The 15,853-nt window shown below is 62.4% G+C and carries 15 protein-coding genes and 1 pseudogene; 15 read left to right on the top strand and 1 reads right to left on the bottom strand.

All coding sequences use genetic code 11. From position 1 onward, the window contains the following. The first annotated feature begins 3 nt into the window (after positions 1-3). From FHX14_RS30885 to FHX14_RS30815, 15 genes are all read left to right on the top strand, one after another. Entirely contained in the window at positions 4-1,338 is a 1,335-nt protein-coding gene (locus tag FHX14_RS30885; RefSeq protein WP_184380920.1) for a four-carbon acid sugar kinase family protein, read from the top strand. Then, positions 1,338-2,102 (top strand): triose-phosphate isomerase, encoded by a 765-nt coding sequence (locus tag FHX14_RS30880; protein WP_184380860.1) that lies wholly within the window; start codon positions 1,338-1,340, stop codon positions 2,100-2,102. Before FHX14_RS30885 ends, FHX14_RS30880 begins: the two co-directional genes overlap by 1 nt. A 34-nt stretch (positions 2,103-2,136) precedes the next feature. Further along, on the top strand, positions 2,137-2,583 hold the full coding sequence (locus tag FHX14_RS30875; RefSeq protein ID WP_003592019.1) for an RpiB/LacA/LacB family sugar-phosphate isomerase: 447 nt from the start codon (positions 2,137-2,139) through the stop codon (positions 2,581-2,583). Between the two features lie 79 nt (positions 2,584-2,662). Then, a complete protein-coding gene (locus FHX14_RS30870; protein WP_179610948.1) occupies positions 2,663-3,490 on the top strand; it encodes a phosphogluconate dehydrogenase C-terminal domain-containing protein in 828 nt (275 codons plus the stop codon). Between the two features lie 95 nt (positions 3,491-3,585). Then, positions 3,586-4,527, top strand: coding sequence for a D-ribose ABC transporter substrate-binding protein (locus FHX14_RS30865; protein ID WP_184380858.1), 942 nt, complete (start codon positions 3,586-3,588; stop codon positions 4,525-4,527). 73 nt (positions 4,528-4,600) lie between these two features. Continuing rightward, positions 4,601-5,245: a DUF2291 domain-containing protein gene (locus FHX14_RS30860; protein WP_184380856.1), complete on the top strand. Its 645-nt coding sequence runs from the start codon at positions 4,601-4,603 to the stop codon at positions 5,243-5,245. Beyond that, the gene (locus FHX14_RS30855; RefSeq protein ID WP_184380854.1) at positions 5,242-6,792 is read left to right on the top strand and encodes a sugar ABC transporter ATP-binding protein; all 1,551 of its coding nucleotides are present in this window, start codon (positions 5,242-5,244) and stop codon (positions 6,790-6,792) included. Before FHX14_RS30860 ends, FHX14_RS30855 begins: the two co-directional genes overlap by 4 nt. Beyond that, entirely contained in the window at positions 6,789-7,853 is a 1,065-nt protein-coding gene (locus tag FHX14_RS30850) for an ABC transporter permease (RefSeq protein WP_054185406.1), read from the top strand. Before FHX14_RS30855 ends, FHX14_RS30850 begins: the two co-directional genes overlap by 4 nt. Before the next feature lies 1 nt (position 7,854). Continuing rightward, complete coding sequence (locus FHX14_RS30845; RefSeq protein ID WP_184380852.1) at positions 7,855-8,889, top strand: Gfo/Idh/MocA family oxidoreductase; 1,035 nt, start codon at positions 7,855-7,857, stop codon at positions 8,887-8,889. Further along, positions 8,886-10,730: a hypothetical protein gene (locus FHX14_RS30840; RefSeq protein WP_184380850.1), complete on the top strand. Its 1,845-nt coding sequence runs from the start codon at positions 8,886-8,888 to the stop codon at positions 10,728-10,730. Before FHX14_RS30845 ends, FHX14_RS30840 begins: the two co-directional genes overlap by 4 nt. A gap of 55 nt (positions 10,731-10,785) precedes the next feature. Next, positions 10,786-11,790 (top strand): dihydroxyacetone kinase subunit DhaK, encoded by a 1,005-nt coding sequence (locus FHX14_RS30835; RefSeq protein WP_184380848.1) that lies wholly within the window; start codon positions 10,786-10,788, stop codon positions 11,788-11,790. A gap of 2 nt (positions 11,791-11,792) precedes the next feature. Continuing rightward, positions 11,793-12,440, top strand: coding sequence for a dihydroxyacetone kinase subunit DhaL (gene dhaL, locus FHX14_RS30830; protein WP_184380846.1), 648 nt, complete (start codon positions 11,793-11,795; stop codon positions 12,438-12,440). Between the two features lie 61 nt (positions 12,441-12,501). Next, a complete protein-coding gene (locus tag FHX14_RS30825; protein ID WP_184380845.1) occupies positions 12,502-13,011 on the top strand; it encodes a GNAT family N-acetyltransferase in 510 nt (169 codons plus the stop codon). Between the two features lie 345 nt (positions 13,012-13,356). After that, the gene (locus FHX14_RS30820; protein WP_184380842.1) at positions 13,357-14,016 is read left to right on the top strand and encodes a class I SAM-dependent methyltransferase; all 660 of its coding nucleotides are present in this window, start codon (positions 13,357-13,359) and stop codon (positions 14,014-14,016) included. A gap of 261 nt (positions 14,017-14,277) precedes the next feature. Then, entirely contained in the window at positions 14,278-15,171 is an 894-nt protein-coding gene (locus FHX14_RS30815; protein ID WP_184380840.1) for an rRNA adenine N-6-methyltransferase family protein, read from the top strand. 561 nt (positions 15,172-15,732) lie between these two features. On the opposite strand, the pseudogene FHX14_RS33500 reads toward FHX14_RS30815, so the two are convergent. Then, a pseudogene (locus tag FHX14_RS33500) lies at positions 15,733-15,853 on the bottom strand (IS110 family transposase); the annotation flags it as partial.

The raw sequence follows: 15,853 nt of genomic DNA, 5'->3' as shown, positions 1-15,853 counted from the left end.
GATATGGACGGACGTCTCGTCAGCTATTACGGCGATGATTTTACCGGCTCGACCGACGTCATGGAGGCGCTTGCCTCGAACGGTGTCGAGACCGTGCTCTTCCTCGACCTTCCCTCGCCGGAATTCTTCGCCCGCTTCAAACACTGCCGCGCGATCGGCCTGGCGGGAACGAGCCGCAGCGAAACGCCGGCATGGATGGAGGAACATCTTGCGCCGGCCTTCGACTGGCTGAACTCGCTCGGTGCTTCGATCTGCCATTACAAGGTCTGCTCGACCTTCGATTCCAGCCCGGGGATCGGCAATATCGGCAAGGCGATCGAAATCGGCCGCAGGCGTTTCGGGCAAGCCTTCGTGCCGGTTATCGTCGGCGCGCCGCAATTGAAGCGCTATACGGCCTTCGGCAATCTCTTCGCCGCCTATCAGGGCCGCGTCTTCCGCATCGACCGCCACCCCGTCATGAGCCGCCATCCCGTCACGCCAATGGACGAGGCGGATCTTGCACTCCACCTGTCGAAGCAGACCTCCCTGCCCGTCCGGCTCGCCGATCTCGTCGCGATCACCGCGGCGGACGCCGACCAACGGATCGACCAACTGACATCGAATGGCGAGGGGATCTTGCTCCTCGATGTCGACTCCGAGGCAACGCAGGCGGCGGCCGGCCGGCAGCTGCTGCTGGTCACCGGCCGTTCGGGAGGTTTCGTCGCCGGCTCCTCAGGTGTCGAGTATGCCCTGCTCAGCGCCTGGCGGCAGGCCGGCCTGATCGGTGAGATCGGCGCCGAATTTCCCGATATCGGCCCGGTCGATCGTCTCGCCGTCGTCTCCGGCAGCGTCTCGCCGACGACCGAGCGGCAGATCCGCACGGCAGCCGAGAACGGTTTCGAGAGCATTGCGCTCGATCCGCTCGAACTGGTTTCCAGTGGCGAAGCCGCCGTGGAGGCGGCCGTGCAGGCAGGTGTCGGCAAGCTGAAAGAAGGCAAGAGCGTCATCCTCTATACGGCGCTCGGCCCATCCGCGGACCGCGGCGCCGATATCGACCGGCTGCCGGGCGCCCGCCACCGGCTCGGCAGTTGCCTCGGCACGATCCTGCGACGGCTGATCGAAGCGGAAGGGCTGTCGCGCGCCGTCGTTGCCGGCGGCGACACGTCGAGCCATGCGCTCCGGCAATTGAAGATCGACGCGCTGACGACGCTTCTGCCGCTGCCCCAGACGCCGGGTTCGCCGCTGTGCCTCGCCCATGGCGATTACCCGCCGACCAACGGCCTGCAGATCGCGCTGAAAGGCGGCCAGGTCGGAACGGACGGCTATTTCGCGCAGATCCGTGACGGAAGGAAAAACTGATGGTCGTCTGGGTCGGCACCAGCTTCAAGATGAACAAGACGGTGGAGGAAGCGCTGGCTTTCGCGCACCGCCTCGCAGCGACGGATGCGGAACGCGATACCCGCGTGCAGCGCTTCGTCATTCCGGCCTTTACCGCGGTGCGCGAGGTCAAGCGTCTGCTGGCCGAGACTTCGGTGAAGGTCGGCGCCCAGAACATGCACTGGGAGGATGCCGGCGCCTGGACCGGCGAGATTTCTCCTCTGATGCTGAAGGACTGCCAGCTCGACATCGTCGAGCTCGGCCATTCCGAGCGGCGCGAGCATTTCGGCGAGAACGACGAAACCGTCGGCCTCAAGGTTTCCGCCGCCATCCGCCATGGCTTGACGCCGCTGATCTGCATCGGCGAGACCTTGCAGGAGCGCCAGGAGGGCCGGGCCGATGCGGTTTTGCGGCGCCAGGTCGAGGCGGCTCTGCGCGGCGTCAACACCGAGGCCGACAAGGCTGCGATCCTGCTTGCCTATGAGCCTGTCTGGGCGATCGGCGCCAAGGGCATACCGGCGACCGCCGACTACGCGTCGGAGCGGCACGGCAAGATCGCCGAGGTGGCGACGTCCATTCTTGGCCGTGCGGTGCCGGTTCTCTACGGCGGCAGCGTCAATCCGGAAAATTGTCAGGAACTGATCACCGAGGCGCATATCGACGGCCTGTTCATCGGCCGCTCCGCCTGGGGCGTCGACGGTTACCTCGACATTCTTCGCCGCGTCAGCGCGGCGATCGAAAGGTGATTTCCATGCCTGCGGGCGATGAAAGGAAACTGCTATGAAGATTGCAATTGGCGCCGACAGCGCCGGCAAACCGCTCCTCGATGTCATTGCCGCCCATCTCGCCGGCAAGGCGGATCTCGAAGTTCACGATCTCAGCCAGTCCGGCTTCTACGCCGATCTCTCCCAGCGCCTGGCGCAGACGATCGTCGACGGCGAACATCAGCGCGGCATCCTGTTTTGCGGCACCGGCATCGGTGTGTGCATTTCCGCAAACAAGGTGCCTGGTATTCGCGCCGCACTCACCCATGACACCTATTCGGCGGAACGCGCGGCGAAATCGAACAACGCCCAGATCATCACGATGGGCGCGCGCGTCATCGGGCCGGAACTGGCGAAATCGATCGTCGACGTCTGGCTCGCTTCCGAATTCGACCCGGATGGCCCGTCGGCCGGCAACGTCGAGGCGATCGACCGGCTCGACGCGGAAAAACATGGGTCTTAAACGACTAAAGTAATGATATGGTGATTGACTCATCATACCAGTATATGATCCTATCCAGAACTGAAAAGGTGAGGAAAACATGACCAAGATTGCTCTCTTCGGCGCCGGCGGCAAAATGGGATACCGGCTTGCCAAAAATCTCAAAGGCTCGCGCTTTGAAGTGCGGCATGTCGAGGTGAGCGACGCTGGCAAGGCGCGTTTGAAGAATGATCTCGGCCTCGATTGCGTCCCGGTCGATGCCGCGCTCGACGGCGCTGACGTGGTCATCCTCGCCGTGCCGGATACGGCGATCGGCAAGGTCGCGGCCGGCATCGTCGACAAGCTCACATCAGGCACGATGGTGGTGGCGCTCGATGCCGCCGCTCCATTCGCCGGCCACCTGCCGAAGCGTGACGACCTCACCTATTTCGTCACCCATCCCTGCCACCCGCCGATCTTCAACGACGAAACGGATATGCAGGCCAAGAAAGACCATTTCGGTGGCCTGTTCGCCAAACAGCATATCGTCTCGGCGCTGATGCAGGGGCCCGACAGCGCCTATGAGCTCGGCGAGGAAATCGCCAAGCTCATCTGGGCGCCGGTCATGCGCTCGCACCGGGTGACGGTCGATCAGCTCGCCATGCTCGAACCCGGCCTTTCCGAAACCGTCTGCGCATCGCTGCTCGTCGTCATGCGCCAGGCCATGGACGAATGCGTGGCGCGCGGCGTGCCGGCAGAGGCCGCCCGCGACTTTCTGCTCGGCCATATGAACGTGCTCGGCGCGGTCATCTTCAAGGAGGTCGACGGCGTGTTCTCGGATGCCTGCAACAAGGCAATCGAGTTCGGCATTCCGGCGCTGATGCGCGACGACTGGAAGAAAGTCTTCGAACCGCAGGAGATCGCCGAAAGCATCCGGCGCATCACCTGAACCGGCCCGGGGAGGCAAGTCCTCCCCCTTAACCGCTCCGGGGAGACGGAGTAACCGCTCCGGAGACGGGGCTTCATTCACAACGGGAGGAAAAAATGAAACTGACGCGCAGACTAACACTTGCAGCCTTTGCCAGCGCGCTGGCGCTCGGAGCGGCCATGCCGGCCTTTGCGGCCGATCTCATCGCCATCATCACGCCGGCGCATGACAATCCCTTCTTCAAGGCCGAAGCCGTCGGCGCCGAAGCCAAGGCGAAGGAACTCGGCTACGAGACCCTCGTCATGACCCATGACGACGACGCCAACAAGCAGTCGGAAATGATCGATACGGCGATCGGGCGCGGCGCCAAAGCGATCATCCTCGACAATGCCGGCGCGGACGCTTCCGTCGCCGCCGTCAAGAAGGCGAAGGATGCCGGCATCCCCTCCTTCCTGATCGACCGCGAAATCAACGCGACCGGCGTTGCCGTCGCCCAGATCGTTTCGAACAACTATCAGGGCGCCCAGCTCGGAGCGCAGGAATTTGTCAAGCTGATGGGCGAGAAGGGCAATTACGTCGAGCTGGTGGGCAAGGAGTCCGACACCAATGCCGGCATCCGCTCGCAGGGTTATCACGACGTCATCGACGATTATCCGGAGCTGAAGTCCGTCGCCAAGCAGTCGGCCAACTGGAGCCAGACGGAAGCCTATTCGAAGATGGAAACCATCCTCCAGGCCAACCCCGATATCAAGGGCGTCATCTCCGGCAACGACACCATGGCCATGGGCGCGATCGCAGCCCTTCAGGCCGCCGGCCGCAAGGACGTGATCGTCGTCGGCTTCGACGGCTCCAATGACGTGCGCGACTCGATCAAGTCGGGCGGCATCAAAGCGACCGTGCTGCAGCCGGCCTATGCGCAGGCCCAGTTGGCGGTGGAACAGGCCGACGCCTACATCAAGAACAAGACGACGCCGAAGGAAGAGAAGCAGTTGATGGATTGCGTTCTCATCAACGCCGACAATTCGGGCAAGCTCGAGACCTTCGCCCTGACGAATTGATCAGCACCAATTGCGGAGGGTGCAGCGTTGCGCCCTCCGCAATGCATTTTGCAAGACGTCGAGGTTTACCCGCATGTTGAGAATGAAGGGCGCCCTGCTTGCCGCCGTCGTGGCGGCGGCCTTGCCCGGTTGCAAGATCATCAAGACGCCGACCGCGGAGGAGAAGGCGGCGGCAGCGGCCAAGACCGCTTTCGACCCGAATGCCAAGGTCGAGGCGATCTGGCAGCCTGAGGTCGTGCCCTATTTCGAAAAGCGCGCCGGCGAGCTGAAGGACGTCATGCAGCTTGCCGCCTCCAATCCGGATGCTGCCGGCGAGAAATACGGCAATCCGCGCAAGCAGAGCAGTTCGCCCTGGACCTATGCGGTGAAGATCACCGGCAAGGTCGTTGCTGCCGACACGGCCTCGCGCGCGGCAACGCTCGATGTCGACGCCGATGGCGACGGCAAGGCCGATGCGAAGGTGCAGATCGGACCGGCGCTGCGCGGCACCGCACTGCGCGACACGCTGGAGTTCGTCAATTTCAACGAATTCAAGAACCAGATCGAATGGGCGCAGTTCGGCAAGGCGTTCAACGAGAAGGCCAATACCGCTTTTCTCGCCGCCGTTCCGCGCGACGGCCTCGCCGGCAAGACGGTGACGGTGATCGGCGCCTTTCCGTTGCCGAAAAGCGGCGAGCTTCCGCTCGTGACCCCTTCTGAACTGAAGGTGGGCTCATGACGGCGGCAGAGGCACAAGAGGACGATATCATCCTGCGCCTCGACGATGTGTCGAAGGTCTATTCGGGCATCGTCGCCGTCAAGCGCGCCAATCTGGAGCTGCGCCGCGGCGCGGTGAACGTTCTGGTCGGCGAAAACGGCGCCGGCAAATCGACGCTGATGAAGATCATCGCCGGCGTCGAGCGCCCAACGCTCGGCCGCATCATCCTCGACGGTAAGCCTGTCTCCTTCGACAGTCCGGCCGACGCGCAGGCCAACGGCATCGGCATGATCTTCCAGGAGCTCAATCTCTTCGCCAACATGTCGGTCGCCGAAAACATTTTTGCCCGGCGCGAGATCACCCGGGGCCTGCTCGGCATCGATCACAAGGCGCAGGTCGAGAAAGCCAATGAATTTCTGCGGCGTCTCGATGCCGGCATCGAGGCCGACACGATGGTCGAGGATCTGCCGATCGGCCAGCAGCAGCTCGTCGAGATTGCCAAGGCGATGTCTCTGAATGCCCGCATCCTGATCATGGACGAGCCGACCTCGGCGCTGTCGGCGGCCGAAGTCGAGATCCTGTTCAAGGTGATCGCCGAGCTGAAGGCGCAGGGTGTGGCGATCGTCTATATCTCGCACCGGCTGGAAGAGCTGATGCGGATCGGCGACTACATCACAGTGCTGCGCGATGGCCAGATCACCGGCCATGCCATGGTGCGCGACATCGATACGCGCTGGATCGTGCGCTCGATGATCGGCTCGGATGCCAAGGATTTTGCGAAATCCGTTACCCATTCCATCGGCAGCGAGATGTTCCGCGCCGAAAATATCAGCCTTCCCAGACCGACCGGCGGCCTTGCCGTCAACGATGTCTCCCTGTCGGTCAAGGCAGGCGAAATCCTCGGCATTTACGGCCTGATGGGCGCCGGGCGCAGCGAATTCTTCGAATGCGTGATCGGGCGTCATATGCATTCGAGCGGCAAGATTTTCATCGACGGCAGGCAAGTGCGGGCCCGCGACACGACGCGGCGCATCCGCCGCGGCCTCGCGCTCATCCCGGAAGACCGGCAGCGCGAAGGACTGGTGCAGGTGCTTTCCATCGCTTCCAATTTGACGCTCGCAAGCCTTTCGCGTTTCACCCGGTTTTTCCACATCGACAGCGGCGCGGAGAAAAACGCCATTCAGGAGGCGATCCGCGATCTCTCGATCAAGGCGCCCAATCCGGATTTCGAGGTCACCTCGATGTCCGGCGGCAACCAGCAGAAGGTCGTCATCGGTAAGGCGCTGATGACCAATCCGAAGGTGCTGCTGATGGACGAGCCGAGCCGCGGCATCGATGTCGGCGCCAAGGCCGACGTCTTCCGCACCATGCGGCGGCTGGCGGCAAACGGGCTCGCCATTCTGTTTTCGACCTCCGACCTCGAAGAGGTCATGGCGCTATCCGATCGCATCGCGGTGTTGAGCAACGGCCAGCTGGTCGCTGTCTTCGACCGGGACGAGGCGACTGAGGAAGCGATCATCGCGGCTTCGGCCAAGGGACACGGACATCAAGGGAAACTCGCGTCATGATGGCGGCTACCTCTACCACTCTTGCGCCGAAGGGCGCCAACGGCTCCGCGCTTCTGACGCTGATGAAGCTCAGGACCTTCATCGCGCTTTTCGCCGTCATCATCTTCTTTGCGATCTTCGCGCCGAACTTCACCTCGACGGCGAACATGATCCTGATGTCGAAACATGTGGCGCTGAACGCCTTCCTGGCGATGGGCATGACCTTCGTCATCATCACCGGCGGTATCGACCTCTCCGTCGGTTCGATCGTCGGCCTGTGCGGCATGGTTGCCGGCGGCCTGATCCTCTACGGTATCGAACTGCCGATCGGCTACACCATCTATTTCAACCTCTTCGAGATCGTGCTGATCACGCTGTCGATCGGCCTTATCATCGGTCTGATCAACGGCCTGTTGATCACCAAGCTCAACGTCGCGCCGTTCATCGCCACCCTCGGCACGCTCTATGTCGCCCGCGGCCTGGCGCTGCTGTCGTCTGATGGCCAGACCTTTCCGAACCTCGTCGGCCGGCCGGAATATGCTACGACCGGCTTCGATTTCTTCGGCGCTGGCCGCATCCTCGGCCTGCCGGTCTCGATCTGGATCCTGATCGTGCTGGCGCTCGCGGCCGCCTACGTCGCCCGCTCGACGCCGATCGGCCGCCACATCTTTGCCGTCGGCGGCAATGAGCGGGCAGCGCGCATGTCCGGTATCCGCGTCGATGTCGTGAAGATATTCGTCTACATGTTCTCCGGCCTTTGCGCGGCGATCGTCGGGGTCGTCATCTCTTCGGAACTGATGGCCGCCCATCCGGCCACCGGCGAAAGCTTCGAGCTCAATGCGATCGCCGCAGCTGTTCTCGGCGGCACCTCGATGTCGGGCGGCCGCGGCACGATCGGCGGCACGATCATCGGCGCCTTCGTCATCGGCATCCTCTCCGACGGGCTTGTCATGATGGGAGTCTCCTCCTTCTGGCAGATGGTCATCAAGGGCCTCGTCATCATCATCGCCGTGGTCGTCGACCAGGCGCAGCGCCGCCTGCAGCAGCGCGTCACCCTCATGCAGATGGCAAAGGCAGGTTGACATGACCGAATTGAAAGGCGCGTTGATCGGCTGCGGCTTCTTTGCGATCAACCAGATGCATGCCTGGGACGATGTCGAAGGTGCTGAGATCGTCGCGATCTGCGACCGCGACCCGGAGCGGCTTGACATCGTCGGCGACCAGTTCGGCATCGAGCGCCGCTACAGCGATGCCGAGGCCTTGTTTGCCGATGGCGGCTTCGATTTCGTCGATATCGCCACCACCGTGCAGAGCCACCGCGCGCTGGTGGAAATGGCGGCCCGGAATAAGGTGCCGGCCATCTGCCAGAAGCCCTTCGCCAAGACGCTGTCGGATGCGAAGGCGATGGTCGCGGCCTGTCGCGAGGCCGGTGTCGCCCTGATGGTGCACGAGAATTTTCGCTGGCAGACGCCGATCCAGGCGGTCCGCACAGCGCTCGACACCGGCGCGATCGGCACGCCCTTCTGGGGCCGCTTCTCCTTCCGCTCGGGCTACGACGTCTTCTCCGGTCAACCCTATCTCGCCGAAGGCGAGCGCTTCATCATCGAAGATCTCGGTATCCATACGCTGGATATCGCCCGCTATATCCTCGGCGACGTCAGCTCGCTGACCGCCCGCACCAGGCGGGTCAATCCAAAAATCAAGGGCGAGGATGTCGCGACCATTCTGCTCGATCACGAGAACGGCGCCACCTCGGTCGTCGACGTGAGCTACGCCACCAAGCTTTCCAAAGAGCCGTTCCCCGAGACCCTGATCGAGCTCGACGGCGCCGAGGGCACGATCCGCCTGAGCCAGGGTTATGGCCTCGAAATCACCAACGCCAAGGGCACCACCAGAACGGATGTCTCTCCGAAGCTGCTGTCCTGGGCCTCGCGGCCCTGGCACAATATCCAGGAGAGCGTCTATGCGATCCAGCAGCATTGGGTCGATCAGCTCAAGCGCGGCGCCGAGCACTCGACGTCAGGGGCCGACAATCTGAAGACCTTCGCCCTCGTCGAAGCCGCCTATGATAGTGCTTCCAGGGGGCAGACGATCGATGTCGGGGCGATGCTGCGATGACGGCCGATGCCTTCCAGCTTTACGGCACCCATGCTGTGGAAACGCCGCCGGTTCGCCTGACATCGGGAAAGCTGACCGCCGATCTCGCCGATGGCAACCTTCGTACGATCCGCTACCAGGGGATCGAGGTGCTGCGGGCGATTTCCTACCTCGTTCGCGACCGGGACTGGGGCACCTACAGCCCCGAGATCGCCGATCTCAGGATCGAGCAGGGCGACGACCGTTTCGACATCGCTTATCGGGCGCGTTGCGAGGGACCGGATGGAACGAAGCTCGTCATCGACGTCCGCATCCGGGGATATCCGGACCGCCTCGATTTCGAGGCGGAAGCCGTCTCCGAGACCGGCTTCGAAACCAATCGCTGTGGCTTCTGCATCCTGCATCCGATCGTCGGCGTGGCCGGTTCAGCGGCGAGGGTCGAGTATGTCGACGGCCGGATCGTCGAGACACGTTTTCCCGATGTCATCGAGCCCTGGCAGCCGTTCAAGGATATGCGCGCCATTTCCCATGAGGTCGTCCCTGATGTGACGGCGGAATGCCGGATGGAAGGCGACACCTTCGAAATGGAGGATCAGAGAAACTGGTCCGACGCCTCCTACAAGACCTATGTCAGGCCGCTTGCCCTGCCCTGGCCCTACAAAATTCCCGCCAATCAACCGGTTCGGCAGAAGACGTCGCTCGTGATCAGGGACACCAGCCGTTCCGCAGCGCTTTCAGCCGCGACGTCGAGCAGTGTGATAAGACTCGAACTCGGAACACAAACGGGCAGCATGCCCGGTATCGGCGTGGTCGTTACGCCGGAGCAGGCCGATGCAACGCTCTCGGCTCGGTCGCTGCTGTCGGAGATCGCGCCTCGCGAGCTTCTCTTCCATTTCGATCCGAACGCCGGACATGGCGCCGAAACGCTGCAGAAATTTGCCGCGATCACTGCCGCTCATAGCGGCCGCACGACGCTGGAGATCGCGCTTGCCTGCAAGTCGTCACCATCGAGCGAAGCGGCCGAGATTGCCCGCCAGATGCAGCGCGCGGACTTCCGGCCGGATTCGATCCTGATCTCGCCTTCCGTCGATCGACAGTCGACGCCGCCTGGCAGCAAATGGCCGGACTGCCCTCCCCTCGAAGAGATCTATGCCGCGGCCCGCGCCGCCTTCCCGGGCATTCGCATCGGCGGCGGCATGCTGAGCTATTTCACCGAACTCAACCGCAAACGCGCACCGGCAGGCGGGATCGACTTCGTCAGCCATTGCACCAACCCGATCGTGCATGCGGCCGACGATCTCAGCGTCATGCAGACATTGGAAGCGCTGCCCTTCATCACGCGATCCGTCCGCGCGATCTACGGCGACAAGCCCTATCGCATTGGCCCGTCGACGATCCCGATGCGACAAAACCCTTACGGCAGCCGCACCATGGACAATCCGTCCGGCGGGCGCATTCCGATGGCCAATCGCGACCCGCGCCACAACGGGTGTTTCGCCGAGGCCTTTGCGCTCGGCTACGCGATCCGGGTGCTGGATGCCGGTCTCGAATGCCTGACGCTTTCGGCACTGACCGGTCCTTTCGGCCTGATTGCCGGGCCTGATGAACCGACCGAACGCGGCGGGCGGCGGCCGCTCTTCAACACGGTGCAGACTTTGTCGGCACTCGCCGGCGCGTCCTGGCAGGAATGCGTTTCGTCTTCGCCCTCCCAGGTGCTGTCTTTCGTGGCGCGGGATGCCGGCGGCGCGAGGATCTATGTGGTCAATCTGACCGGCGAAGAGCGACGGGTTGGCGGCGACGCATTGGCCAAAGAGGTCCGGCTCGCACCATTCGCCACCGCGGTCTTGCCGCTCGCGGATTGACGTCCCGCGCGCCAGCCGCATCTATGCAGTCGGAGCTCGTTCTGGGAGGATCGGCGTGAAGACGAAAAAGCTTATCAATGCAGGCGCAGATGCGGTCGATGAAATGCTGCAAGGCGTCCTCGTGGCGCATCCCCGGCATCTCTATGCGGTGGAGGATATGCCGCGTGCGATCATTGCCAGAAACGGGCGACGCAAGGGCAAGGTCGGGCTGGTGATTGGCGGCGGATCCGGGCATGAACCGACATTTCTCGGCTATGTCGGCAAGGGGCTGGCGGATGCCGCGGCGATCGGCAATGTCTTCGCCTCGCCGCCGCCCGATCCGATCATCGCCTGCGCCAAGGCCGTCGACGGCGGCGCCGGCGTGCTCTTCATGTACGGCAATTATGCCGGCGACGTGATGAATTTCGACATGGCGGCGGAAATGCTGGCGCTCGACGAGATCGAGGTGCGCACCGTGCTGACCACCGACGATGTCGCCTCCGCCCCTGCCGATCAGAGAGAGAAGCGGCGCGGCGTTGCCGGCAACGTCTTCATCTTCAAGGCCGCCGGTGCTGCCTGCGATCTTCTCTATTCCTTCGACGAGGTCGAGCGCGCCGCGCGCCACGCCAATGCGCGCACCTATACAATGGGCGTGGCGCTCGCGCCCTGCTCGCTGCCGCAGACTTTGAAGCCGAACTTCCTGATCGGCGAGGAGGAGATGGAGATCGGCATGGGCATTCACGGCGAACCCGGTGTTGCCCGCCAGCCGTTGAAGACGGCCGACGCGGTGACCGACGAACTGATGGACAGCATCCTCCGGGAGATGAAGGCAGAGCGGGGCGATCGCGTCGCCTTGCTCGTCAACTCGCTGGGATCGACGCCGATGATGGAACTCTACATCATGATGCGGCGGGTCAAGGCGCGGCTCGATGAAGCCGGGCTTGTCATTCACACTTCGCTCGTCGGCAACTACTGCACTTCGCTGGAAATGGCAGGCGCGTCGATCACCGTCATGCATCTCGACGACGAGCTGCAGCGCCTGATCGATCATCCCTGCGATTGCGCCATGTTTGCGAGGTGACCATGGCAATTACGACGAAAGACCTGCAGCGCCTCTTTGCCCTGATCGCTGGGGATATCGCGGCGCAGCGCGATCATCTCTGCGAGCTGGATGGCGCCATCGGCGACGGAGATCATGGCCTTGCCATGGACGCCGGCTGTGAGGCCGCGGCCAAGGCCGCCGGTGCACTCGACCCCGCGCAGACTGCGCCGACGGCCGTCTTCAACGCGGCGGCAAAGGCATTTCTGAATGCGGTCGGTGCGTCATCGGGCCCGCTCTATGCGACGGCTTTCATGCGCGCCGGAGCCGCCGTCAAGGACAGACCGGAGCTGAGCGGCGAGGAGTTCGTGCGCGTTTTCGCGGCGATGGCGCAGGGCATTCAGGAACGCGGCAAGGCGGAGCCAGGCGAAAAGACCATGGTCGATGCCTGGAAGCCTGCGGCCAACGCGGTGCTCGATGCCTGGGCCTCGGGAACCTCCCTGCCCGAATGTTTCGAACTTGCGGAGCGGGCAGCTCGCCAAGGCTGCGAAGCGACCCGGGATTTGCTGGCGGCGAAGGGACGGGCATCTCGGCTTGGAGATCGGGTGATCGGCCATATCGACCCCGGTGCGGCATCGGCCGCCATCATCATCGCCTCCATGGCAAAATTCGCACGGCATCGTGTTGGTTAGCTCAGACTTGTCATCTCAAAATCTCGCCGATAGGTTGTCGGGATGACGAGGTAGCCAAGACATGCACATCAGAAAAGCCGTCTCCTCCGACGCCGAGGAACTGAGCGCTCTCCTGAACGAGATCATCCGGGCCGGCGGAACGACAGCGGTCGAGACCCCGCTTTCGGCTGCCGAATTCGCCGACTGGTTCATCGATGGCGAATTTCCGCTGGCCTGCCATGTGGCCGAGCACAATCAGGCGCTGGTCGGCTTTCAATCATTGAGCTTATACGGCGATCCGCCGAAAGGCGTCGCCGACATTGCGACCTTTGCCCGCATGAACCCAAAGACCGCGGGCGTCGGCAGCGCACTTTTTCCGGCGACCCGCGCGGCAGCGGAAGAATTCGGGCTCGACTTCATCAACGCGACCATCCGCGCCGACAATGTCAGCGGACTTGGCTACTACGCGAAGATGGGCTTTGAGACCTATGACAGGGTGGTCCAAGTTCCGCTTCAGGACGGGACGCCCGTCGACAGGATCAAGAAGCGTTTCAGCGTAAACGCCATGGGTCGCGCGACGCCTCGCGCCTGATTGCATCGTTGGCGCTCTGGCAGGCTGTTGATGCCCGAGGCTCGGCCGGCTCTGGCGATGCTGCCTGCTTGCAGATCAGATTCGCTGCGCGGCGTAGGGGCACATTTGTTGGCGATAGCGAAATCTCGTAGCCCTTTGAAAATTGAAAGGGTGCAGCTTGCAGGAAGGTGGTGGCATCGACGCGGCGTCGGCGACGCAACTCGAAACCTGGAACTCGGGCAGTGATCTGGTTTGATAAAGAAGACTGCGGACGACGTCTTCTGCAACATTGCTAGGAGACAAGCCTGCAGATTCCTTGGTCGTAGTGACAACCGGAACCTCCACATTGAAAGAAGAGCCGCGCCCATGACAAATGTCGAATTGATCCGAGAAACACGTCGAAAACTTGCTGATGAGGGACCGGCGTGGGTGCGGGCGGCGGATGATTTCAGGACGGTCACGTTACCGGAACGCGACTGCGACGCAATTAGAGATGTGATTGCAGCGGAAAGTCCCAATACGGTCATCGAGATCGGCCTTGCTTACGCGAGCTCGGCACTGGCGATCGGCGAAGCGCTTGTCTCAGTCGGCGGAAGTCACCATTTGATTATCGATCCTTTCCAGGAAAGCGAATTTCAAGATGCAGGCTGGGACATTATCTGCTCAGCCCGGTTGGATAGTATTGCGACGTTGGTAAGGGAGCGATCCCAGATCGCCTTGCCGCGAATGGCTTCGGAGAAGTTTTCGGCGGATGCGGCCTTCGTCGACGGCAGCCACGTTTTTCACAATGTATTCGTCGACCTCTATTATCTGCAGATGATCGTACGACCTGGTGGGCTCGTTGTTTTAGATGATCATTGCTGGCCAGGGATCGCAACAGCAGCCCGCTATTTCGAAACCAACCTCGGCTGGCGTGGACAAGAAATTGCAAATGGCACGCCGGGACGCTTGCGCGCATTGCGGCTGCCCGCCTCGCCTCCGGAGGCGAATTTCAAGAAGTTGACACCATTCTGGCCCCGAGCATGACTGTTGAATAATTGGTTGGCGGCCGTTGTCTAGGGCCATAGAGAAGTGCGCATAAGTACTTGATCGGCGGTCGGTGGTTCGCCCGGAGATTCCTGAGACAGGGCAATCGTGATTCCGGCTGGGTATGGCAAAGAGACGGGGCCATGACGCCAGTAAGCATATGAAATACCAACGAAGCTTCTTGAAATGGAAGCAAAATAGCACATAACTTCCGTCACGAATGCCAACACTTCAGATCAGCGCCATGTCCGGAGATTGATCATGTCCATTGCGATGTTCACGACCGACGACCTTGCGGTGGTCCGCCGGGCCTACGCCCATCAGGTGGCGGCAACCGCCGGAACGACGAACCCGCGGATCGAGGCCGCCTTTGCCGTCGTGCCGCGCGAAAAATTCCTCGGTGCGCCGCCATGGCAGATCGCCAATCTGGGTGGCGGATATCGCCCGCTGCTTTCCTCCGATTTGGTTCTGGCCTATCAGGATGCGTTGTTCGCCTTGCAACCCGACAAGGGCGTCAACAATGGCAGCCCGTCGCTGCATGCGCGGCTGCTGGATGAACTGGACGTCCAAATCGGCGATCGCATCGCCCATATCGGGGCCGGCACCGGCTATTACAGCGCCATTCTCGCGGAGTTGGTGGGTGCTGCGGGTCATGTCTATGCCGTCGAGATGGATCCCGATCTAGCGGGTCACGCTCAAACAGCGCTTGCCGATCGGGCCAATGTCACCGTTATCGCCGCCGACGGCAATCAATGGCCGCAGCAAGAGGTGGATGCGATCTATGTGAACTTCGCCGTCGGGCGTCCGGCGGCGCCCTGGATCGAAAGGTTGCGACCCGGAGGGCGCCTGGTGTTGCCGCTTGGTGTACCGCGCCAGGGCCGGCCGTCGAGTGGCGGCCGTCATTCATCCCATGGCGCAGCACTTCGCATCGAGCGCGGCGCGAGTGGATTTGCAGCGCGCTGGATCAGTACAGCCTATTTCGTCTGTGCCGATGGTGGATTGACGATCGACGATTACGAGATCGAGGCACTGACGGCTGCCTTCAAGCGCGGCGGCATCGAGTTCATCAAGAGCCTGCTCTGGAAGGCCGACCCGCGGATCGGGCGCTGCTGGTATATCGGCGATCAATGGGCGCTCTGCTACGACGATCCCTGAAGCATCCATTCCGGTGGTGGGCAAATGAGGAGACGTCCTCGCCGGCGACGACATCGGTTTGCCGAGATAACGAAAGCCCGGCGCGGGAGAGGGCGCCGGGCTTCGATAGTGACCGACAGCCTGGGAGGAGAGATGCTGTCCGTCGAACCGAAGCGGCTCGGAGGGGTGAGCGCTTCGGTCCGTCACGAGGTAGTGCTGCAAAGCGGCAAATTCAAGCTTGACGGTTGGGAGGCGTGACGGGTGACGTCGGGCAAGCGTCGAAATGGGTGCGGTTTCCGTTGGGTGCTCGCGGGTTCTGCATGAGGTTGTCCGCGGACAACTTGCGCGCCGCTCTGGAGTGGTCCCTGTTGTCCGCGGACAACGGTAATCAATTCCGGTTCTCGACCACCCTTTGCATGTCAGATCCTCGCTTGCTTCTAGCGCCGTCCGGCATCTTCTATCATTTTGGGGCGCGCCCGGCCGAAGGCTGGAGCCTAGAATGGTGTGCTCCAGGGCTGCCCCTTGAATTTTCATTCGAGCGTCGGTGCGCCCGCCTCGTCCTTGAGGCCCCTTCGAGGCACCTCAGCAACCGTGTTGTTGCGGCTCGCTCCAGGGTGTGTGTCTTTTGAGGATAGTGTTGATCATGATGATGAGTTTTCGCATGGCGGCGACGAGGGCGACCTTGGGCGGTTTACCGGCGTCG

This window comes from Rhizobium sp. BK619, assembly GCF_014195245.1.
GTDB classification, from domain to species: domain Bacteria; phylum Pseudomonadota; class Alphaproteobacteria; order Rhizobiales; family Rhizobiaceae; genus Rhizobium; species Rhizobium acidisoli.
This window is presented reverse-complemented; position numbering and strand designations above follow the sequence as displayed.